Annotated in this window: 23 protein-coding genes and 2 tRNA genes; 9 read left to right on the top strand and 16 right to left on the bottom strand. The window is 35.5% G+C overall.

Annotated elements, in window-relative coordinates; translation table 11 throughout:
- The first annotated feature begins 5 nt into the window (after window positions 1-5).
- Genes H5T44_02815 through H5T44_02805 form a run of 3 tightly spaced genes read left to right on the top strand, consistent with a single transcriptional unit; the run spans window position 6 to window position 3624 of the window.
- Window positions 6-1016 carry a type 2 isopentenyl-diphosphate Delta-isomerase gene (locus H5T44_02815; protein ID MBC7081164.1) on the top strand — a complete coding sequence of 337 codons (1011 nt, stop codon included), beginning with the start codon at window positions 6-8 and terminating at the stop codon, window positions 1014-1016.
- The gene (locus tag H5T44_02810) at window positions 1004-1951 is read left to right on the top strand and encodes a polyprenyl synthetase family protein (protein MBC7081163.1); all 948 of its coding nucleotides are present in this window, start codon (window positions 1004-1006) and stop codon (window positions 1949-1951) included. The genes H5T44_02815 and H5T44_02810 overlap by 13 nt, the downstream gene beginning before the upstream one ends.
- Window positions 1948-3624 (top strand): glutamate--tRNA ligase, encoded by a 1677-nt coding sequence (locus tag H5T44_02805; protein MBC7081162.1) that lies wholly within the window; start codon window positions 1948-1950, stop codon window positions 3622-3624. Before H5T44_02810 ends, H5T44_02805 begins: the two co-directional genes overlap by 4 nt.
- Here H5T44_02805 and H5T44_02800 read toward each other — a convergent pair whose 3' ends face one another.
- Complete coding sequence (locus H5T44_02800) at window positions 3625-5793, bottom strand: PAS domain S-box protein (GenBank protein MBC7081161.1); 2169 nt, start codon at window positions 5791-5793, stop codon at window positions 3625-3627.
- 45 nt (window positions 5794-5838) lie between these two features.
- On the opposite strand from H5T44_02800, the gene H5T44_02795 reads away from it, so the two are divergent.
- Window positions 5839-6750: a flippase-like domain-containing protein gene (locus tag H5T44_02795; GenBank protein ID MBC7081160.1), complete on the top strand. Its 912-nt coding sequence runs from the start codon at window positions 5839-5841 to the stop codon at window positions 6748-6750.
- A 1-nt stretch (window position 6751) separates the two neighbouring features.
- Here H5T44_02795 and ftsY read toward each other — a convergent pair whose 3' ends face one another.
- Genes ftsY through H5T44_02760 form a run of 7 tightly spaced genes read right to left on the bottom strand, consistent with a single transcriptional unit; the run spans window position 6752 to window position 10089 of the window.
- Window positions 6752-7657 (bottom strand): signal recognition particle-docking protein FtsY, encoded by a 906-nt coding sequence (gene ftsY / locus H5T44_02790; protein ID MBC7081159.1) that lies wholly within the window; start codon window positions 7655-7657, stop codon window positions 6752-6754.
- A complete protein-coding gene (gene pfdA, locus H5T44_02785; protein ID MBC7081158.1) occupies window positions 7641-8054 on the bottom strand; it encodes a prefoldin subunit alpha in 414 nt (137 codons plus the stop codon). Before pfdA ends, ftsY begins: the two co-directional genes overlap by 17 nt.
- 24 nt (window positions 8055-8078) lie before the next feature.
- Window positions 8079-8756 carry a translation initiation factor IF-6 gene (locus H5T44_02780; GenBank protein MBC7081157.1) on the bottom strand — a complete coding sequence of 226 codons (678 nt, stop codon included), beginning with the start codon at window positions 8754-8756 and terminating at the stop codon, window positions 8079-8081.
- Complete coding sequence (locus tag H5T44_02775; protein ID MBC7081156.1) at window positions 8740-9150, bottom strand: 50S ribosomal protein L31e; 411 nt, start codon at window positions 9148-9150, stop codon at window positions 8740-8742. The genes H5T44_02780 and H5T44_02775 overlap by 17 nt, the downstream gene beginning before the upstream one ends.
- 4 nt (window positions 9151-9154) lie before the next feature.
- Complete coding sequence (locus H5T44_02770; GenBank protein ID MBC7081155.1) at window positions 9155-9310, bottom strand: 50S ribosomal protein L39e; 156 nt, start codon at window positions 9308-9310, stop codon at window positions 9155-9157.
- A 1-nt stretch (window position 9311) separates the two neighbouring features.
- Window positions 9312-9605 (bottom strand): hypothetical protein, encoded by a 294-nt coding sequence (locus H5T44_02765; GenBank protein ID MBC7081154.1) that lies wholly within the window; start codon window positions 9603-9605, stop codon window positions 9312-9314.
- 49 nt (window positions 9606-9654) lie between these two features.
- Complete coding sequence (locus tag H5T44_02760; protein MBC7081153.1) at window positions 9655-10089, bottom strand: 30S ribosomal protein S19e; 435 nt, start codon at window positions 10087-10089, stop codon at window positions 9655-9657.
- 362 nt (window positions 10090-10451) lie between these two features.
- Here H5T44_02760 and H5T44_02755 point away from each other — a divergent pair, with 362 nt between their 5' ends.
- Window positions 10452-12653 carry a CDC48 family AAA ATPase gene (locus H5T44_02755; protein ID MBC7081152.1) on the top strand — a complete coding sequence of 734 codons (2202 nt, stop codon included), beginning with the start codon at window positions 10452-10454 and terminating at the stop codon, window positions 12651-12653.
- On the opposite strand, the gene H5T44_02750 is transcribed toward H5T44_02755, so the two are convergent.
- A tRNA-Met gene (locus tag H5T44_02750) sits at window positions 12654-12728 on the bottom strand.
- A 41-nt stretch (window positions 12729-12769) separates the two neighbouring features.
- Between H5T44_02750 and H5T44_02745 the strand changes: the two genes are divergently transcribed.
- On the top strand, window positions 12770-13783 hold the full coding sequence (locus H5T44_02745) for an RNA 3'-terminal phosphate cyclase (GenBank protein ID MBC7081151.1): 1014 nt from the start codon (window positions 12770-12772) through the stop codon (window positions 13781-13783).
- On the opposite strand, the gene H5T44_02740 is transcribed toward H5T44_02745, so the two are convergent.
- Window positions 13780-13974 carry a DUF2116 family Zn-ribbon domain-containing protein gene (locus H5T44_02740; protein MBC7081150.1) on the bottom strand — a complete coding sequence of 65 codons (195 nt, stop codon included), beginning with the start codon at window positions 13972-13974 and terminating at the stop codon, window positions 13780-13782. The genes H5T44_02745 and H5T44_02740 overlap by 4 nt on opposite strands.
- Window position 13975: 1 nt before the next feature.
- Entirely contained in the window at window positions 13976-14629 is a 654-nt protein-coding gene (gene pyrH, locus H5T44_02735; GenBank protein MBC7081149.1) for a UMP kinase, read from the bottom strand.
- A gap of 42 nt (window positions 14630-14671) precedes the next feature.
- Here pyrH and H5T44_02730 point away from each other — a divergent pair, with 42 nt between their 5' ends.
- On the top strand, window positions 14672-14965 hold the full coding sequence (locus tag H5T44_02730) for a DUF5611 family protein (GenBank protein MBC7081148.1): 294 nt from the start codon (window positions 14672-14674) through the stop codon (window positions 14963-14965).
- 33 nt (window positions 14966-14998) lie between these two features.
- Window positions 14999-16255 (top strand): phosphopyruvate hydratase, encoded by a 1257-nt coding sequence (gene eno, locus H5T44_02725; protein ID MBC7081147.1) that lies wholly within the window; start codon window positions 14999-15001, stop codon window positions 16253-16255.
- On the opposite strand, the gene H5T44_02720 is transcribed toward eno, so the two are convergent.
- The 3 genes from H5T44_02720 to H5T44_02710 form a co-directional block, all read right to left on the bottom strand.
- A tRNA-Gln gene (locus tag H5T44_02720) sits at window positions 16256-16328 on the bottom strand.
- Between the two features lie 143 nt (window positions 16329-16471).
- A complete protein-coding gene (rnz, locus tag H5T44_02715) occupies window positions 16472-17386 on the bottom strand; it encodes a ribonuclease Z (GenBank protein MBC7081146.1) in 915 nt (304 codons plus the stop codon).
- Entirely contained in the window at window positions 17386-17721 is a 336-nt protein-coding gene (locus tag H5T44_02710; GenBank protein MBC7081145.1) for a carboxymuconolactone decarboxylase family protein, read from the bottom strand. Before H5T44_02710 ends, rnz begins: the two co-directional genes overlap by 1 nt.
- Window positions 17722-17792: 71 nt before the next feature.
- On the opposite strand from H5T44_02710, the gene H5T44_02705 reads away from it, so the two are divergent.
- Window positions 17793-19526: a hypothetical protein gene (locus tag H5T44_02705; GenBank protein ID MBC7081144.1), complete on the top strand. Its 1734-nt coding sequence runs from the start codon at window positions 17793-17795 to the stop codon at window positions 19524-19526.
- On the opposite strand, the gene H5T44_02700 is transcribed toward H5T44_02705, so the two are convergent.
- Window positions 19519-20697, bottom strand: a complete 1179-nt coding sequence (locus tag H5T44_02700; protein MBC7081143.1) for a 3-isopropylmalate dehydratase large subunit — start codon at window positions 20695-20697, stop codon at window positions 19519-19521. The genes H5T44_02705 and H5T44_02700 overlap by 8 nt on opposite strands.
- Window positions 20694-22226 carry a citrate lyase subunit alpha gene (gene citF, locus H5T44_02695; GenBank protein MBC7081142.1) on the bottom strand — a complete coding sequence of 511 codons (1533 nt, stop codon included), beginning with the start codon at window positions 22224-22226 and terminating at the stop codon, window positions 20694-20696. Before citF ends, H5T44_02700 begins: the two co-directional genes overlap by 4 nt.
- Window positions 22227-22288: the final 62 nt, after the last annotated feature.

Genomic DNA, 22288 nt, shown 5'->3' with positions numbered 1-22288 from the left:
GAAAGATGAAAAACAGGAAGAAAGAACATCTGGAAATAGTGATGGAAGAAGATGTCACGCATTCATACAATTATTGGGATGACTTCATGTTGCTCCATAATGCATTGCCTGAGATAAATATAGACGAAATAGACCTCTCAACAGAGATCTTTGGAAAAAAATTGTCAATGCCTTTAATAATTGCGGGAATGACAGGTGGTTTTGAAGAAGCAAAAAAAATAAATGAAGGGTTGGCAAGAATTGCGGAAAAATTCGGCATCGGCATGGGAGTTGGTTCGCAGAGGGCTGGCCTGGAAGATGCGGGGCTTGTGGAAAGCTATAGTGTTGTGAAGAATTATCGCATTCCTCTAAGAATTGCAAATATTGGTGCCCCCCAGCTACTTGAATGGAAGGATGCGGTGGAGAAAGCAAATAAGGCAATAGAGATGATAGATGCTCATGTGCTTGCAGTCCATCTTAATTTTTTGCAGGAAGTGATTCAGCCAGAAGGTGATAGAAATGCGAAAGGATGCTTGAATATGATAAAAGAGATTTCATCCTCTCTTGATAAGCCAGTTATTGTAAAAGAAACAGGAGCGGGTATATCAAGAAAAGTTGTTGAAAAATTGCTTGACACGGATATAGTTGGAATAGATGTAGGAGGAGCGGGAGGAACTTCTTTTTCAGCGGTTGAAAGCTACAGGGCGAGGAAAATCAAGGACAGGATACAGGAAGAAATAGGGAAAATATTCTGGGACTGGGGAATTCCAACTCCTTATTGTTTGATTGAAATATCTGAAATATGCAGAGATGCGGGTATTGAAATAATTGCTACAGGAGGAATAAAGCACGGGCTTGATGTTGCAAAATCCATTGCATTGGGTGCGGATTGTGCGGGCGTAGCAAGTGCTATCTTAAAAAGCAAATCAATGGAAGAAAAGATGGAAATTTTTAGAAAATCCCTCCTTTTCTCATTATTTTTGACAGGTTGCAAAAATATTGAGGAATTGAGGGAGGTGGAAATATGGAGTATTTAGAGGAAATAAGAATTGCTATTGATAAGGGAATAGAGAATTATCTTTATGAAATGGAGCCAAAAAATTTGTATGATGCGGTCAAGCATTTGCCATTTGCGGGAGGTAAAAGATTACGCCCTATAATTGCCTTCATTTCCTGTGAGGCGGTCGGAGGGAGAGGGGAGGATACAATTCCCTTTGGAGTTGCTCTTGAGCTAATCCATACCTTTACTCTCATACATGACGATATAATGGATAAGGATGAGGAAAGGAGAGGAAAGCCAACAGTTCATAAATTATTTGGAGAGAATACTGCAATAATGGCGGGCGATGCATTATTCGCAAAATCTTTTGAAATAGCAAGTCAGATAGAAAATGATAAAATTGCAAAGAGAATTTTAAGAAATCTTGCGATAATGGCAAAAGAAATTTGTGAGGGGCAGGATATGGATATGAGCTTTGAAAAGATGGAATATGTTGATGAAAAAAAATTTCTTGAAATGATTGAGAAAAAAACAGCAAAAATGTTTGAGCATGCAAGCATGGGAGGTGCAATCATTGGAAGGGCTAAGGAAAAGGAGATAGAAGCTTTGAGAAATTATGGTCTCAATCTTGGAATGGCATTTCAAATATGGGATGATTGCCTTGATGTTATTGGAAAGAATATAGGTAAGCCAGTTGGAAGTGATATAAGGAGGGGGAAGAAAACAATACTGTATATCTATGCATATAAAAAGGACAGGGAAAGGTTACTTAAAAATTACGGGAAAGAAAGTGAGGAAGATGTTAAAAAAGCAATCTCATTTCTGGAAGAAATAGGGGCAATAGATTATGCGAAAAATATGGCTTTTAGTTATGTAGAAAAAGCAAAAAGAGCTTTGGAAAAGATTAAGAATAGCGAAGAAAAAAAGAGGTTAATTGAGATTGCTGAATTTGCGGTAAAGAGAGAAAAATGAACATAGAAGAAATTGCAAAAAAACATGCTTTAATAAATGCAATAAAATTCGGGAAAGCGGATTTCAAAGTAGTTATTGGAAAGGTTATTGCAGAAGCTGGGGTGGATGCAAAAGAAATAATACCAATTGTAAGAAGAATTGTTGAGGAAGTAAATACTTTAAGCCCTGACGAACAAAGAGAAGAAATTGAAAGAATGGGTTTGGAAGAAATTAAAAAGGAGAAAGCGAAAGAAGAAAAAAAGTTACCACCCCTTCCCTTTGCAAAAAAGGGGGAAGTTGTTACGCGCTTCCCGCCCGAGCCGAATGGCTACTTGCATATAGGGCATGCAAAAGCTGCTTTTGTTGATTATGAATATGCCAGAATTTATGAAGGAACATTTATTCTTAGGTTCGATGATACAAATCCAGTGAATGAAAGAAAGGAATTCTATGATGCCCAGAAAGAGGATTTGAAATGGCTTGGTATAGAATGGGATAAGGAATATAGAACTTCTGATAATCTGCCAAAGCATTATGAATTGGTTAAGAAAATGCTTTATGAGGGAAATGCATATATATGTACTTGCAGTGAGGAAAAAGTAAGGGAAAACAGGGCAATTGGTAAGGAATGTGAATGCAGGATAAGAGGTAATTTTTCATGGGAAGATTTCAGGGGAATGAAAGAAGGGGAGGCAACTATAAGGTTAAAGGGAGATATGAAATCCCTTAATACCGCAATGAGAGATCCTGTTTTATTTAGGATAATAGAGCATCCTCATCCAATACATGGAAACAGGTTTAGAATATGGCCAACATATGATTTTTATGGAGCGGTTGAGGATTCTTTATCAGGGGTAACACATCCTTTCAGAAGCAAGGAATATGAATTGAGAGATGAGGTATATTTTTACATACTTGATTGCCTTGGTCTGAGAAAACCCCATTTAATGGAATTCTCCCGTCTTGAAATAAAAGGGATGCCTGTTTCAAAAAGGAAGATAAAACCATTAATAGAAAATAAAATTGTTATGGGATGGGATGATCCACGCCTGCCAACCCTTATTGGTTTAAAGAGGAGAGGTATATTGCCTGAAACAATAAGAGAATTTGTTCTTTCTCAGGGTGTTTCTAAATCGGAAGGAATGGTTGTATTTGAAAATATAGAAGCAATAAACAGAAAAAATCTTGATCCAAAAGCAAAAAGATATTTCTTTGTTCCAGAGCCAGTTAAGCTTTTTGTTGAAGATGGGATTGAGAAAGAAGTAGAGTTGAAAAATCATCCTTCCATTGATATGGGGAAAAGAAAAATATCAATTGGAAAAATATTTTATATACCAAAAGAAGATGCTTTGAAAATAAAGGAAGGAGATATCATAAGATTAAAAGATTTGTATAATGTAAAAATTGAAAAGAAAAATGAATATTTGCGGGGAAGATTTGCGGGAGAAAAAATAATTGAAGGAATAGAAAAGATACAGTGGGTGAGCGAGGAAAGGATAGAAATGAAAGTAATGGTTCCTCTTTTGCCATTTAAAGACGATGAATTTGATAAAGATAGCCTAAAAATAGTTCATGGATATGCGGAGAAAAATGTTGAATTGCTAAAAGACGGAGAAATTATTCAATTTGAGAGATTTGGATTTGTAAGAATTGAAAGAAAAGATGGCTTAACAGGAATTTTCTCTCATAAATAATTAATAGTTAGCCGCTTTCTTGAGATATATTTCAAATTCCGCATTTTTTGCATTTTTTAGAACTATTTTTCCCCCATATCCCTCAACAATAATCTTTGAGAGATGCAGGCCGAGCCCGCTTCCCTTGCTTTCTTTACCCTTTACTCCAAATTCAAATATTCTTTTTGCAACATCCTCACTTATTCCTTTCCCATCATCTTTTATTCTTACAATATAATAGCCATTATTTTCATCAATTGATATTTCAATATTTTTGCAATTTGAATGATTTATTGAATTCTCTATAAAGTTTGAAAATACATTTTCCAGCAACTCATCCGCAATAACATAAGCATTTTTCTTTTTGAAAGAAATTTTTATTCCCTTTTCATTTGCAACATTTTTATGAAATTCTATACTTTTTTCTATTGCATTATCCAAGCTAATCTTTTTAAGCTCTTTTTCTCCAAGCCTTCCTATCAAACTCAATTTATAGAGAAGCTTCTGGGATTGCATTATATTTTCATATGCTTTGTCAAGCAATTTTTTGTCTTCATCTTTTAATTTACTTTCCCCGAGCAATTCTAAACAGCCCGCTGCAATTTGATTCCTGTTTCCTATATCATGTCTTATCAAAGAGTTATACATTTCAAGCATTTTCCTAGCTTCCTTCAATTCAGTTATATCTTTTATTATTCCCTGATAATATATTTTGCCGTCTTTTTCAATTTTTACAGCGGAAATCAAGCAGTCAATTATTCTTCCATCCTTTCTTTTCAATCTCACTTCATAATTTTTTAAAAAACCTCTTTTATCCATTTCTCTTTTAAATTTCTCCCTATCCTCTCTTTTTTCATAAATTTCTTCAACATTTATCTTAAAAATTTCATCCCTGGTATAGCCAAGTAGCTTTAGCCCAGCATTATTTATGTCAACAAATTTTCCTTCATATGTTGAGATATAGATTGCATCCATTGATTCATCAAATATTCCTCTATATTTTTCCTCTGATTCTCTGAGAGATTTATTATATATGCTCAATTCCTCCATCATTCTATTAAAATCTTTTGAAAGCTCTGATATCTCATCTTTTCCTTTTGTTTTAGCCCTTACATCAAGATTTCCCTTGCCCGCCTCTCTTGTAACTTCTCTAAGCTCTTCTATTGGCTTGGTTAAACTCCTTGAAAATATGAAAGCCACCGCTATAACTATTATGAGAAGAATAAAAAACATTGAAATATATTCTATTTCCCTTTGGGCAACAATCTGGGCGAGAATATCTTCCTTAATTAAAAAAATCAATGAACCTTTAATTTCCTCGATTGGATGAGAAAAAGCATAATAATTTTCATTGTTAATTTTTATAATTTTCCTTCCAGCAGAGAAATTTTTTACATATTCTCCCATTTCCTTTAGTCCGCTTATATCAAAAATATTCCACTCCTCAAAAGTTTCATTCCATTTTTTTCCTCCTTCAGTATATTCTGGACTCACCAAAATATTGCCATTTTCCTCCACCAGCAATGCATATCCATTTCCAGCAAAATTTATATCAATTATATCCTCCTTTAATGTTTCAAACAAAATATCTATGCCCGCCACCCCAAAAAACTCGCCGTTTAAAAATACAGGCGTTGAGATTGTTGTTGTAAGTTTTCCAGTGTTTAAATCAATGTAAAGAGGAGTCCATACTGTTGAATTCTTTTCTTTTGCCAATTTATACCATGGTCTTTCCCTTGGATCAATTGCTTCTCCTCTTTCTCTCATCTCTTTCAATTTTTTACAAAATTCCGCATTATTAAAAAAACATAATCCACTCTCTGATACAAAATATATAAGAGTTATGTTCTTATCTTTACCAAATATATCAAGTGCCTGCTTTATAAATTCAAAATTTTTGATTTCCTCCGGATAGCTTCCATTTTTGCTATATATGTAGGATAAATTATAATAGCTTCCTTTTCCCCAATTTTCCTCTATAAGTTGAGCCATCGCCTCTACTCTATTTCTAAAGTCCAAAAAAATGTGATTATAAAAATCAGATTTTATATTTACCATTGTTTCTATATTTTCCTCCGCTTGCTTTTTAATCTCCACTTTAGTTCTTTCAGATAGTGTATAGGGAAGAATAATCAAAGGAATAAGTGAAATTGCAATCAGCAGAAGAGTTAGTTTATATCTAAATTTCACAGAAATATATCAGAAAAATATTATAAACTTATCCTTTTTTTCACTATGAAATGGAATCATATAAAAAATATATTGCCATTTTTTGGATTAATTCTATTTTTTTATATTATTTACGATACTGGAATAAATGAAATTTTTGAAATTTTTAAGAAAATATCCTTTCAAGCAATTTTAATTTCTTCTCTTCTTTTCATACCTCGCTTCTTCATAAGCACTTATAAATGGATGATGATATGCAAAAAACAAGGTATAGACGCAAGATATCTTTATTTAATAAAAATTAATCTTATCGGCTTATTCTATGGAAGCATAACTCCTCTCTGGCTCGGAGATTATATAAGAGCTCCTTATCTTAGAGAAGAGAGCAAAAAGCCGATTTCTGCATGTGTTATAAATGTTTTTATAGATCAAATTATTGAGTTAGCATCCCTTATTTTTCTTGCCCTCTTTGGAAGCATTTTTATTTACAAAAGATTTCCCTATCTTTTTCCTTCCTTCCTTTTTATTTCCCTCATATTTATCCTCCTATATTTCATATTTGAGAAAAATAGCAAAAAGATATTATCTTTTTTCAAATTTGTAATACCAGAAAGATTCTCCTCATGGATTTCCCTGGATTATGTGTACAATTTTCCCTCCCTTATTTTTCTTTCTTTAACAATTCTCATAGAGATTTTAAGCTATTTAATTTTATTCCTGCAAATATATATAATATCCCTTTCCATGAATATCTCAATTCCATTTCTTGATTTTGTAATTATATATTCAGTTGCTTCATTAATAGGTATAATTCCAGTAACAATTGCTGGTTTTGGAACAAGGGAGAGCACTCTCATCTATTTATTCTCTTTTTATGGAATTGATAGCGCATCAGTAGTAGCTCTTTCTTTAAGTGGGTATGTAATAACAATTCTTTTGCCCGCTTTCATTGGAGGAATATTGTCAATTAAAAGATAAATTACTCCTCAAATATCCTCTTTATCATCCAATCCGCATTAAAAGGCATTTGCTCTTCATAATTCTGTCCGATACCTATAAAATAAAGAGGCCTCTTTATTGAATATGCTATGGAGATTGATGCTCCTCCTTTTGCATCCGCATCTACTTTTGATAATATCACTCCATCTATTCCAACTGCATCATTGAATTTCTTTGCCTGCTCTATAGCATCGTTTCCAACTAATGCATCACCGACAAAAATTACAAGATTTGGCTTTGCAACCCTCTTTATTTTCTTCATTTCTTCCATAAGGTTTATATTTGTCTGCATTCTTCCCGCTGTGTCAATTAAAACAAAATCCTTATGCCTCGCTTTTGCATGCTCTATTGCATCATAAGCAACAGCTGCTGGGTCAGAGCCAAAATCATGCTTTATCAATTTAACCCCTATCTTTTCAGCATGCCTTTCAAGCTGTTCAATTGCCCCCGCCCTGAAAGTATCGCATGCAGCAATTACACAACTATAACCCATATTTTTTAATTGCCAGGCAAGTTTTGCTATTGCGGTTGTTTTTCCAGAGCCATTCACTCCGACAAATAAAATAACCACTGGCTTCTCAAATTTTTTAATTTCCTCAAAGAAGTTTCCCTCGCTCTCCTTCAGTATTTTATATATTGCATCTTTGATTATCTTCCCAACTTCTTCCTTCGCCTCCCTCCTTGATAATCCTATCAAACTATTTTTTATCTCCCTTTTAATTTCTTCTATAACTTCAAATGCAACATCCGCTTCAATTAAATCAATTTCGATTTGCCATAGCAATTCATCTATTTTCTTTTCGCTTATTCCAATTAACCCTTTTTTCTTTTCTTCCTCAATTGTTTCCTCTGTTTTCTTTAACTTTTTTTTAAGAAACTGAAACATCTTCTTTCTTTATTTTCTTTGAAATTTCCTCCATTCTCTGGCTTAATTCATCAACAAGGGCTATCAATTTTTCTTCACTTCTCATCAATTCCTCTATCTTTTTATTCAAAAAATCAATTGCCCCATTTGTTGTTTTCTCTATAAATACTTTATCCCCTATACTTATTATAACTTTCTTTGTATCCTTTAAACTGGTGTAAGCAAAAACATTCCCACCCAATGGCATTAGAATTTCCTTCTCTCCTTCAGTAGATGCAATCTCCTGAAGTGTCTCAATTGTCCTCCTATACTCATTTATCATTTTTTCAATAACTTCAATTTGGGCATATGTATTCTCAATCTCTTCCTGATGCCTCTGCAATAAATATATATTTCTCCTAAGCTCTTCTTCATTCATTCTTCCTATATCAATTTCTAATATTTATACTTCATTTTTAGAAAGGTGGAGTGCTTCCTCAATCCTCCCCATCTCTATTCCTGTTGTGGCGCTCCCCACAATTGCGCCATGCCTATTCGCCACCGCCCCCGCCCCCACAAATGGCATGCCATGATTTACTGTGCCGATATTTACTTCCACATCAAGCACTTTTTCAATTAATTTTTTCTCCTCCTCCTTTATTTTTGGATGGCATAACACTCCTTTATTTGTTGCTAATCCGAGCATTCCAACAGTATTTAATCCCGCTATTGTCCCCTTCCTTACTTCCACTTCCATTACCTTTTCCAGCTTTTTTATAGTATCTTCTCCCATCAAGGGATGAACAATTGCTCCATAATCATTTGCAAGTATGTTATTTCCAGCAGCATTAAATTTATCCTCCAAAATAAATATCTCTCCATCGAATTTATCCTCGATTATTTCCATTTCTTCTTTTTCTATGAAATCTGTAACAACAATTGCATTTGAGTTTATAGCTAAAAGAGAGCCAATTATTGTGCTACTTCCAATTGTAAGCTCAAAAGTTTTTACTTTAAGAATTTCCTCAATTTCCTTTTTTGTTTTTTCAGGAAGAAAGGGTTGGACAAAAGCTACTAAATTATTTGCTTTACAATAAATACCCAAATATGAATTCCCGTTAAAATCAATCCTTTTCAGCATGGCTCTGCTTTTCCTCCTCTACTTTCTCTTTCTCCTCTTCTTCTCCCTTCTCCTCTTTTTCCTCCATCTTTTCCTCTTCCTTTTCCTCTTTCTCTTCCTTCTTCTCTTTCTTCTCCTTCTTCTTCTCAATTTCCTCAATTTTAATTTCTGTCTCAGGTGTATAAGCCCATACAGTATCGTCAACTTTTACAACTTTTAATCTGATTTTGCTTGGGGGATTTTTTATTCCTCTTTCCCATACAACTTCATTCACGCTTTTATCAATCTTAATATTATCATTTTTTGTATGTTTTTTCAAAAATTCTCTTATTTCCTTCATTGCAATTTTAGCTCTTTTAGCTCTGGAAAAATTTTTTGTTTTAATCAACGGCACAGTATAAATTTTTTCTTCCATAAAATCACCTCTTTAAATTACTCCTTCTCCAATGTCTTCTTTTTGGGTGCTGTAGAAACCTTCTGCTCGTCTTTATTATTATCCAGGCGGGCACACGCCTATTGCTTTTTGTTTCTTTCATCAATCTTCTTTTTTTTGCTGCTGGTTTATTTTTTGCCATCTTACAACCTCCTTATACTTATATCTCTTTTCTTTGGCATAAGATGAGATATTAAAATTTTCAAAACCTCATCATTTATCCTATTTTTTATTTTTCCCATCTGATATAACCTTATAATTTGGTTTTCTATATATTCCGCTTCTTCCGGCTTAGCCATTCTTATTCTCTCTAATCTCGCCCTCGCATCTGCGTCAAGCAAAATTTTCAATAAATTCCTTTTTTGAGCTTCCCATATCTCTTTTTCAATCTGTCTTCTCTGCTCCTCTTCCGCTTCTCTTTGCATTTGCTCAAGCATTCTTCTCTTTATTTCTTCAGTATCATCCACTATAAATCACCTCTATCTACTATATAAGTTTTCCTATCTCCTCCGCTAATTCATGGGCGGTATTATCAACAAGCGATTGCCCCTTAGGTGTTATTTTTCTTCCCTTTCCTTTTACTTGCTCAACAAGTCCTTGCTCTTCTAATTGCTGAAGCGCTTTTCTTATTATTGAACCGCTACCCTTTACATGCTTGTATGGTGCATTTCTTCTATCTCTCCTTCCTCCATAAAGCCCTCGCAAGCGAGATGTTCCAATAGGCCCTCGCATATAAATTTTTCGCAGGATTGCAGCAACTCTTATGTACCACCATTCAGGATTTTCAGGTGGTCTTTCCTTATGTATCCCTGTCTTTATCCATTTAGCCCACTCAGGCGGAGCTATTTTAAACTCGTTTTTGAGTTTTTCTGCAAGCCTTTTTATCAATGGCTCTGCAGGCACATCATATGCGGTGGTCATTGAAAAGCAATAAAGAAGGAATATAAAAATGTAACTTATTGTTTGCCTTTCAGTGCCAAGAAATTCTTACCTCCATATTATAGATTAACTAATGCAGTTCCATGCTCCTAAACCTTGCCTTGTTATTTTTATTCACACACCTCTAAATTCAGTTTAGTAAAAAGATGAATCTGAATGAATTGATTCAAAGTCAATTTTTCTCTTTCCTACATTCAGCAAAATATTCTCTTCTTTCATCAAGTAATTTTGAAAGTTTTTCTATTATTTAAATTTAATTCCTGATAGTGCCTGTGGTTTAATGGAATAAAAAGCTTGCATAAATTCAGCAAAAGAAATTAATATGTGTTGTATTATCAAAACTGATGGAAACGAATGAAGTTGTGCTTAGGGTGGCTGAAGGCCTTAGTCAGGATGTAGGAGCGGGAAGAGCGAGAATCGATACTGAAACGAGAATGAAGCTAAATGTTGCACCAGGCGACATAATTGAGATAGAAGGGGGAAGAAAAACTGGAGCAATAGTCTGGCGCGCCCGCCCCATTGATGAGGGGAAGGGAATAATAAGGATAGACAATCTTACGAGGAAAAATGCGAGAGTTGGAATCGGGGATAAGGTAACAATAAGGAAAGTGGAAGTGAAGGTAGCGAGCCAGGTTGTTATTGCCCCAGCAATTTCTCAGAGCCAGAGAATCCAATTTGGGCATGGTATAGAGAGCATAGTTAAGAGAGGGCTTTATAAACGCCCACTCACTGCGGGAGATACAATAATTGTTCCAGGAATTGCTCTTTTTGGTAACTCCCTTCCATTTGGAGTTGTTAAAACCGAGCCAAAAGGATTAGTAGTTATTGGGGATGAAACAAGTGTTATAGTCAAAGAAGAGCCGATAAAGGAAGAATTGCTTAAATTGCCACAGATAAGCTATGAAGATATTGGAGGACTTGATGAAGAAATAATGAAAATAAGAGAGATGATAGAATTGCCATTGAAACATCCTGAGCTTTTTGAAAGGCTTGGAATAGATCCTCCAAAAGGAGTATTGCTTTATGGCCCACCAGGAACAGGAAAAACATTGATTGCAAAAGCTGTTGCAAATGAATCTGGAGCAAGCTTCTTTACAATAAATGGGCCTGAAATAATGAGTAAATTTTATGGCCAGAGCGAGGAAAATTTGAGAAGGACATTCGAGGAAGCGGAAAAAAATGCTCCCTCAATAATTTTCATTGATGAAATAGATGCAATTGCTCCCAAAAGAGAGGAAGTGCATGGTGAGGTTGAAAGAAGAGTCGTTTCTCAATTGCTTACTCTAATGGATGGATTAAAGGGAAGGGGAAAAGTAATAGTTATAGGGGCAACAAACAGGCCAGATTCTTTGGATCCCGCTTTAAGGCGCCCTGGAAGATTTGACAGGGAAATTGAAATAGGAGTTCCAGACAGAGATGGCAGAAAGGAGATTCTTCAAATTCATACAAGAGGCATGCCCCTTGCGGAAGATGTAAATCTGGATGCACTTGCTGATGTAACCCATGGATTTGTTGGAGCGGATCTTGCAGCACTTGCAAGGGAGGCGGCGATGAATGCATTGCGCAGGTATTTGCCAGAGATAGAGCTTGATAAGCCAATTCCCACTGAAGTTCTTGAAAAAATGGTTGTTATGATGAATGATTTCAAAGAAGCCCTTAAGATGATTGAACCATCCGCTCTGAGAGAAGTTTTAATTGAAATTCCAAATGTTAGGTGGGAGGATATTGGCGGGCTTGAAGATGTGAAGCAAAGATTAAGAGAAGCGGTTGAATGGCCATTAAAAAATCCTGAAGCATTTAAAAAAATGGGAATCAGGCCACCAAAAGGAATTTTGCTTTATGGCCCACCAGGAACAGGAAAAACATTGCTTGCGAAAGCGGTTGCGACAGAAAGTGAAGCAAACTTTTTGTCAGTAAAAGGACCAGAGATTTTCAGCAAATGGGTGGGTGAGAGTGAGAAAGCAATAAGAGAGTTATTCAAGAAGGCAAAGCAGACCGCTCCATCAATAGTATTTTTCGATGAAATAGATGCAATTGCTCCAAGAAGAGGGAGCCATGAAGGAACAAGGGTAACTGAAACTGTTGTAAATCAACTTCTAACTTCAATTGATGGGCTGGAGCAGATGAGTGATGTTGTTATAATTGGTGCAACGAACAGGCCAGATATAATTGACCCCTCCCTCCTTCGCCCCGGGAGGTTTGATGAACTGGTACTTGTAGGAATACCAGATAAAGAAGCCAGGAAGAGCATTTTCAAGATACATACAAAAAATATGCCACTTGCAAAAGATGTTAGCATAGATGAGCTGGCGGGAATAGCGGAAGGATATGTAGGAGCGGATATAGAAGCGATATGCAGGGAGGCAGGAATGATGGCATTGAGAGAAAATGCAAATGAAGTAACAAGAGAGCATTTCATGAGGGCTATGAAAGAAGTTCATCCATCTGTTGATGAAGAAATGATGGAATATTATAAAGAAATGGAGAAGAAGTTGGGCAAGGGAGTTGCCAAGAAAGAGTTGAAGAAAGGAGTAGAAGTAATGTAGTAGCGGGGCGTGGATTTGAACCACGGATCTTCGGGTTATGAGCCCGACGGGTTTTCCTGACTACCCCACCCCGCTATGGGATTATAAATATATAATAATTTAAGCTTTGTGGTAAAATGATTGAAATAGATGGAAGTTATGGAGAAGGCGGAGGGCAGATGTTGAGGATGAGCATAGCATTCTCCTCTATAACAAAAAAGCCGGTTAGAATTTTCAATATAAGGGCAAATAGACCAAATCCAGGACTGAGAAATCAGCACATTGCTTCAATTGAAACTGTTTCAAAAATATGCAATGCAAATGTTAAAGGATTAAAAATTGGTTCAAGCGAAATAGAATTTTATCCTAGAGAAATTGAGGGAGGAGAATACGAATTTGATGTTGGAACCGCTGGAAGTATAGCCCTTGTTTTGCAGGCATGCATAATTCCATCAATTTTTGCTGAAAAAGAAACAAAATTGATTCTGAAGGGAGGGACAGATGTGAGGTGGGCTCCTCCCTGGGATTATTTTAAAAATGTTTTTCTTGAAATTCTTAGAAAAATGGGAATAGAAATATACGGGAAATTGCACAAAAGAGGGTATTATCCCGCTGGTGGAGGGAAGGTAGAGGTGATTATAAAGCCATGCAAAGAAATAAGGCCGATTTATTTTGATGAAAAAGTTGAGGAAATAGAAGGAATTGTTAATATTTCAAATCTTCCAGTTCAAATAGCGGAAAGAATAAAGAAATCCGTGGAAGAAAATATAAAGGATTTTCCAAAAAATATAAGAATTGAAAAATATGAGGCAATTTCTCCAGGTGTAGGAATTGTTCTATGGAGCAAGCCAAAAATATTAGGGGCGGATTGCCTGGGGGAGAAGGGCAGGAGGGCGGAAGAAATAGGAGAATCTGTTTCAAAAAAAATTCTTGAGGAAATTTATGCAAATGTTGACCTTGATGAAAAAGCGGTTGACCAAATCATACCATTCCTTGCAATAAGTGGATATAAAACATGCTTTAAATGCAAGAAAATTAGCAATCATGCAACAACAGAATTATTTTTGTTAAAGAAATTCCTTGATTTAGACGCAAAAGTCAGTGGAAATGATATATGTGAAGTGGAAATAAATGGAAAGAAATTACTCTAGCCCCTCTGGCTAATGATTAAGAACATATACACTATAATTACCAAGAAAATCAGGATGTAGAATATTATCTGTAGTCTTCTCCTCTTCTTTAAATAATTTTCATATTCACTTTTGCATTTTTCACTGCAAAAATCCTCATCATATTTTATTGCTTTTCCACATATCCTGCAATGACTGTGCTGTGGAATCATTTTATACCTCTATAATTGTTCCATTAAATTTTCTCCCATATATAGCATTTTCTAATTCTTTAATATTTTTTCCATTAACAACAAATGTTTTTATCCTTCCTTCCTTTATTATTTTGCATGCAACAGGATCAACAACAACCTTATAGCCAGCGCTCTTCCATTCATCCCCAACCATTTTTATAAGCTCATCTATACCAATTTTATCAAATTTAATCGCATCACTGTAAATTTTTGGATCCTTATCATATATCCCATCAACATCAGTTGCAATCACAAGATGGCTCGCATTTCCCGCCCTCGCAAGCATCGCCGCCACCGCATCTGTGGAGTGGCCTGAAGTGGTGCCACCCATCACAAGAGGGGGGCCAATTTGAATTGCCTCTTCTATTGTCTCAGGGATTTTTTTTCTGAAGAAAGAATTTATGAGGTATGCATTTAAACGGGTGGCCATTATTCCAATTTCATCAAGATATCTTTCATCCTTGCAAAATTTTCTTCCAACTGAAATATATTCTCTTGCAGTTTTTCCACCACCAACAACAATAAAAAGAGGAATTTTCTCTGATATTTTCTTCAGAAAAATTGATATTTCTTCTATAAATTCTGGATTATCCAGAGAGAGCAATGAGCCTCCCAAGGAGAGAGCAACTTTCATGAATGTATTAAAAAGAATTTATAAAATGTTTTCTATACCATTATGAGGGAGTATTCAATAAAGAAGGGGCATAAAGCGGATTTGAATGAATTGCTGAAGAAATATTTTAATGTTGAAGGAAATTTGAGCGAAGGGTTTGAATTTGAAGAAGAAGGGATAGGGAAAATATTCATAAAAAAGGAAAAAAATGAGATATTAATAGATATAAAACCACCTGAAAAAATTGAGCCGAATCCAGAAATATTGAAAAAATGGAACAGTTTTCTTTTTGAGGCAACAGGTAGAAGTGCCAAGGAGAGAAAAAAATTGCTGGAAAAGGAAGTGGAAAAAATTTGAGAAAAATCTATTAAATATTTCCTATTTATTTTCATGAGCAGAATAGAGAGCATAAAAGCCAGGCAAATTCTTGATTCAAGAGGAAATCCAACGATAGAGGTAGAAGTAAAAACAAAAAATGCTACAGGGAGGGCAAGCGCCCCATCCGGAGCAAGTCGCGGAGCGAGAGAAGCGGTTGAGCTTAGAGATGGAGGAAAAGAATTTCATGGGAAAGGAGTAAGGAATGCAATAGAAAATGTTCATACAATTCTGGCCCCCGCCTTGGTGGGGATGGATGTAAAAGAGCAGGAGGAAATTGATGAAAAGATTATTAAAATAGATGGGACACCAGATAAAAGAATAATTGGGGGAAATGCATCAATAGCTACGTCAATTGCTTGCTGTAAGTGTTCCGCCAATGAAGAAAAAATTCCTGTATATCAATATTTAAACAAGAATGGAAATATTTTGCCAATTCCTTTCATGAACATAATAAATGGAGGAAAGCATGCGGGAAATGAGCTTGCCATACAGGAATTCATGATTGCTCCATTGGTGGCTAAAAGTTTTTCAGATGCGGTAAGAAAGGCATGTGAAGTATATTATTCATTGAAGGAAATACTCTTAAAGAAATATGGGAAAAATTCAATAAATGTTGGTGATGAAGGTGGATTTGCTCCTCCTCTAAAGGAGACAAGATCCGCCCTTGAGCTAATAATGAATGCTATAGAAGAAAATGGCTATGAAAATGAAGTTATGTTAGCAATTGATAGCGCAGCCTCTTCTTTTTATAAAGGCAATAGCTATCATATAGAAGGAGAAAAAGATGTGGATGAGCTAATTGATTTTTATGAAGAGCTTGTAGAAGATTATCCTATAATTTCATTTGAAGATCCTTTTGCTGAAGATGATTGGGATGGATTTGTTAAAATAACAAAAAAATTGGGAAAGAAAATACAGATTGTTGGAGATGATATTTTTGTAACAAATGCAAAAAGATTAAAAGAAGGAATAAAAAAGAAGGCATGCAATGCATTGCTGCTGAAGCCAAATCAATGCGGCACATTAACTGAAACACTCAGAGTAGCAAAAATATGCAAGGAAAATAATTATTCAATAATGGTATCCCATCGCTCTGGTGACACCTGCGATTCATTTATAGCGGATTTAGCAGTCGCAATAGATTGCGGGCAGATAAAAGCGGGCGCACCCTGCAGGGCGGAGAGAACAGAAAAATATAATCAACTGATGAGAATTGAAGAGGGCATTGAGAAGCCAATATATGCGGGAAGAAAATGGAAAAAAATTTGATAGCCCCGCCAGGATTCGAACCTGGGTCGTGAGGTCCAGAGCCTCACATGCTTGACCACTACACCACGGGGCTGATTATTGAGGAATAACTATGGAGCAATAATGTAAAAAATTATTCTTTAAATCTTTTACCAAAAATTTATAAATCGACAATCTATTCTCAATGAGGAGTGAGGTCTTTTTATCTTTTTCTTTTCACCTCCTCTACCTCACTCCTCACTTCTTTAATTTAACTTCAATTTTCATAAAATCATTTGCTAAATATGAATTTGGAAATATTTTCCTCGCTTCTTCTTCCAAAATTTTTGCATTCTTATATCTTGGACTTATATGAGTTAAAATAAGCATCTCTACTTCCGCTTCTTTTGCTATTTGTGCGGATTGCATTGCGGTGGAATGAAAATACTCTTTTGCTTTTTCTTCCATATCTGATGAGAAGGTTGCATCATGTATCAGCACATCGCTCTTTTTTGCAAATTCTACTAATTTACTGCAAGGCATTGTATCTCCAGATATAATAATTTTTCTCCCGGGGCGGGGCTCGCCGAGCACCATGTCGGGGGTTATTATTTTTCCATTTATCTCTATACTTTTTCCCTTCTGCAATTCCCTGAATAAATGCCCTTCCGGAATTCCAAGAGATAGAGCTCTTTCTTTGTTGAATTTTCCAGGTCTAATATCTTCTTCCAAGCAATATGCAAGGGTTGGAACATTATGCTCAACAAAAATGCATTTTATTTTATATCCATCAAAATCAACACAATCATTTTCATTCAATTCATGTGAATAAATCTTATAGGAAGGCTTGAAGTAACCGAGATGGGCAATTTCATGAACAAGTTCATTTATTCCTTTCGGCCCATATATATGCAAATCCTCTTTTCTATCATTTAGCTGAAAAGTTTGAATTAATCCAGGCAATCCCAAGATATGATCTCCATGGAAATGTGTTATAAAAATTCTTTTTATCTGCATATAACTTATTTCAGATTTTTGGAGTTGCCGTTGCGTTCCTTCTCCACAATCAAAGAGGAGCACTTCTCCTCCTCTTTTTATTGCTATTGAAGACACATTTCTCTGGACTGTTGGCCAACTGCCTCCTGTCCCAAGGAAATAAATATAGAGTTGCATTAGCAGAAATCATCCAATGCTTTTTTTACTTCCGTAAAATATGTCATTGCGGGTCCTCCTTCCATCAGTGTACAAACTAAAGCGACTTCAATTATTTCTTCTTTGGTTGCTCCTGCTTTTAATGCTTTTTCAACATGTATTCCAATGCAATATTCACATCTTTTTACAATCGCTATTGCCAGTGCAATTAATTCTTTTGTTTTTGTGCTCAGATGTCCTTCTTTCAGAATTGATTCCACGAATTTCTGATAATTTTTCATTATTTCTGGCTCGCTCTTTATCAATTCTTTTTTTGCTTCCATATAGCTACTAATAGCATCTTTAAACTTTCCCATGATTAATATCTCTTGGTAATAAAAATATTTTGCAATTAGAAAAATAAATTTACCTCTTTTTTATTATTTTTGTGAATAAAATTGCTCTGCTTATTGTAGTGTTAATTCTTCCCTTATCTTCCGCTTGTAAAGATATAATTGTTATGGATGAAGCAACTTCTGGAAATTACAATCTTTTCATGAAAGTCCGTGACCCATCTCGCTCTGGTTTGCAGGTTTTATTTATTTTAAATGAAGGATATGAATATAATTACCACCATCCCTGGAGAAATTATGAAATGGCTTTCAAAACAAAATATAAAATAATAGGGGTTGCAACATCTGGAGATATACCCCCAAATATAGTGAAGGCGGGAATGATGATGACGAGCGCGGGTCTTGCATATGGTGATGCGGATGTGCCCACCTACTGGATAAATCCAACAAAAAGAGCATGGGACGACTTCGATTGGCTCCGCTATGCGGCGCAGCAGGCAGGGAATGAAAAGGAGGCGGTTGCCTTGCTTGAAGAAGTTGTTGATATGCATGCTCCAGGTATAGGAGAAAATTTATTTGTTGTCGGAAAAGAAGCATATGTAATTGAAGCGGATGCACTTCATTTTTATTCAAGAGAAGTTCAGGGCTTGGAGGTTATGTCAAATTATCCAAAATATCTATGGAAAAGCAGGTTTTTAAGGAAGATTGGAATTGCATCATCTTTTGATAAAGTTTTTGATGGATATGTATTTGAAAAAGAAGTTGTAAGAATAGGAGGGATTTATGGGATAAGAGTAGTGGAAATAAAAGATGATTATGTAATTGTAAAGCAATTTCCTTTAGGGGAAGAGACAAAAATTGAAAAAGGCAATGGAAGCAAGGTTGGAAATTTTTATGTAGAATTCAAGGAAGCAAATGGAAGAAAAGCAAAATTGAGGGTTTGCTATGAATATTATGAATGGGAAAATAGAATTGGAAGAATTTTAAATGAGAAATACAGGAATATAAATGTAATTGATTTAATGAATATATCTAGAATTCATTCTTGGCAAATAGAAGGGCTAAGAGGATTATGCGAAAATGAAATGAAAGCATGTATGATATTTAAGATACCTCTTAGCAATCCAGAAATACTTATGGCTGGATGGTTTGCTCCTGACCAGTGTTCTTCCATATTTATTCCAGTTCATATATGTGATTATGAGATATATGATGATTATGAAAATGGAAAAGCAGCCGAGATATCTCTTTCCTTATTAAGAAAATACGGGCATGGGAATGTTAGTTTTGGAAATTTTGAAGAAGTCCTTGTATATGAAAATGAAAAGGTGGAGGATATAGCAATGAAAAATATTGATATGGCAAGTGAAATATTAACTTCTGTTGATGTTGAAATGCAGAAGCAAGCAATTATTTTGCAAAAAATATTTTTAAATTCAAGTTATGAAGAAAGAGAAAATTTGAGAAATCTGTGGAAAAAGGATTATTATACCTCAATATGTGAAATTGAAAAAAACATCGATTTTTTAAAAAATTTCTCCAATGAGCTGGGTGAAATTATTTTAAGCATGTGCAAGACAAGAGTGGATATTGAGAGGATTGTAAATGGGAGCAAGTTTTATGATGAATATAAAAAGGCGGAGAATTATTTCAAGGAAGGGAATTATAAGAAAGGAATTGAAATTGTAAAAGACATATTTGAAAAAATTGATAAAAAAATATATGGAATAGAATATAAGAAATTAAGAGGAGTTGAGATTATTGCGGTAGTTTTACCAATTGTAATTTTAATCATGTTATTGCTTTTCATTTATAGAAAGCTCAGATAAATTTTCTTAGGTCACTTATCTTACCCTCAATCGCACTCGCAGCAACAGTTGCAGGAGATGCAAGATAAATCTCAGAATCTATTGCTCCCATCCTTCCCTGGAAATTTCTGTTTGTTGTTGTTATCGCAACCTCCCCGCTCGCGAGCACTCCCTCATGCGCCCCGAGGCACGGGCCACATCCAGGATTCATAATTACCGCTCCCGCTTCTATGAGAGTTGAAATTATCCCTTCCTTTATTGCCTGATTATAAATCTTCATTGATGCGGGAAATACCAGCAACCTTACATTTTTTGCTATTTTCCTTCCTTTCAGTATTTTTGCGGCTATCCTCAAATCTTCAATTCTTCCATTTGTGCATGAGCCGAGTAATGCCTGATCTATTTCTTTTCCCTCCACATCTTCAATATCCTTTACATTATCCACACTGTGAGGGCATGCAATCTGTGGGCCAAGCTCTGTTATATCTATCTCTATTTCTTTTTCAAAAACATCATTTTTATCCCCTCCAAAAAGAGCAACTTTTGCTCCCATTTCCATTGACATATTTGCTATTGTTATTTTGTCAGCAAGTGGCATATCCTCAACTATTCCATAGAATTCGCAAGCTTTATAATTTGCCCCCTCGCAACCCATCTTTCCTATAATATGCAAAATTATATCTTTTGAAAAAACTCCTTTCCCGAGATTTCCAGTAATCTCAAACTTTATTGTCTCGGGAACTTTCAACCATATTTTTCCGGTAGCCCAAACCGATGCCATTTCAGTTGCCCCTATTCCAGTTGAAAATGCTCCTAGTGCTCCGTAGCTTGTTGTATGGCTGTCTGTTCCAACAATAAGCATTCCTTTCTTTACATGTCCTTCTTCAATCATTACTTGATGGCATATTCCATAGTTTATATCATAAAAATTTTTTATCCCATGCTTTTTAACAAAATCCCTTATTCGCTTATGATTTTCCGCTGTTTTTATTGTGTTAGCTGGCACCCTATGATCAAGTATAATTACTATCTTATCTGCATCCCACGGCTCTGTTGCAATTTCTTTAAAACTTTTTATTACAAGTGCTGCATTGTCATGACTCATTGCCTTATCAACTCTTGCCTCAATTATCTCTCCCGCCTCAACTTTCTCCCCACATTTCTCAGACAATATTTTTTCTGATAAGCTCATTCTTTCACCTTCCTTATAACATCAAGAACACTCCCGTCCCTATATTCAACTATTGCAACAATTTCATCACTCAACTTTGGCTCTTTTGGCTCACCAACCAAATTTATCGCCTTTTTATATAACTCTCCTATATCAACAATATCAATTTTTCCCTTTACCTCTTCAATTAAATCCTCCCTCTCAGGATTTATTGCAATTCCTCTATCAGTAACAATAACATCAATAGTTTGGCAGGGTGTTGAAACAGTTGTAACCTCCTTCCTTATTACAGGCAACCTTCCTCTTAGCAATGGAACTGTTATCATAGTGATATCACTTCCCGCTGCAGCATCCTGGTGCCCTCCTATTCCATGTAGAAGCAGTCCATCAGAGTGAGTATTTACATTTACATTGAAATTCAAATCAACTTCTGTTGCACCTAAAAAGCAAGCATTTTGCCTATTTACAACACATCCACATGTATGAGGGTCACCGAACATTATATGGCTCACTTCAACATGCCCCGCATTTTTGGCTATTGACTCAACCGCCTTTAAATCAAAACTCTGAGCATCCAAAATTTTTCTAATTGTTCCATCCATGAGCATATCAACAACAAACCCGGTTATTCCCCCCATCACAAAATCTCCCACTATCCCATTTTCCTTCATATATTCATGCAAAAATTTCGTTACCGCGAGGCTAATTCCCCCCGCTCCCGCTTGGAACGAGAAGCCATCTTTTAGAATGCCTGCTTTTGCTAGGAATTTGACAACATTTTTTGCTATCGTTAGGCGAGCGGGGCTTCTTGTTATCTGCATTGTTCCCGTCTGGATGCCAGAAGGATCGCCTATGCTTTCAACTTGCACTACATAATCAACATATATTTGTGGAATTGATATTGGTATTACAGGATATGGCTGTAAATTATCTGTAATCACTACAACATTATCCGCAAAGAGGGCATCTGCATAAGCAAATCCCATTGCTCCAAATGCGGACTTGCCAAGCATTCCATTGCAATTTCCATATTCATCCGCAATTGAAGCAGCTAGAAAAGCAACATCTATGTGTAGCTCCCCGCTTTTTATTGCTCTTGCTCTTCCTCCGTGGCTTCTGAGCACTACCGGCTCTTTTAATCCATGCTTGGAAACATACTCCCCAAGAGGACCATTTAAGCTTCCTTCTATTGAAGTAATAACCCCGTTTTTTATATGCTCAATTAGTTTTTCATGTACAGGAAAGAGAGCACTTGGAGCAAGCTTTATGTCTTTTATTCCCATTTTAGCAATTTCATCAACAACTAAATTTACAACTGCATCTCCATTTCTTAAGTGATGATGAAAAGAAATTGTCATTCCATCTTCAAGTCCCACTTTTTTTATAGCATCTCTTATAGATGGCAATAATTTTTTTTCATCTGGGAAAACGCATTTTAAGGGTTTTCCATATTGCCTTTTATCTGGCTTAAAAGAAAAAGGACCATTATAAGTAATTAATTTCCTTCCCGCTATTTCCTCAGGTATTTCCCTTCCAACCGCATTTCGCATAATTAGAATTAGAAGAATGTTTATATCTTTTGCTCTCAAACTTTCCGAATTGTTTTAATATT

The sequence above is a fragment of the Thermoplasmatales archaeon genome, assembly GCA_014361195.1.
Taxonomy (GTDB): domain Archaea; phylum Thermoplasmatota; class E2; order UBA202; family JdFR-43; genus JACIWB01.
This window is presented reverse-complemented; position numbering and strand designations above follow the sequence as displayed.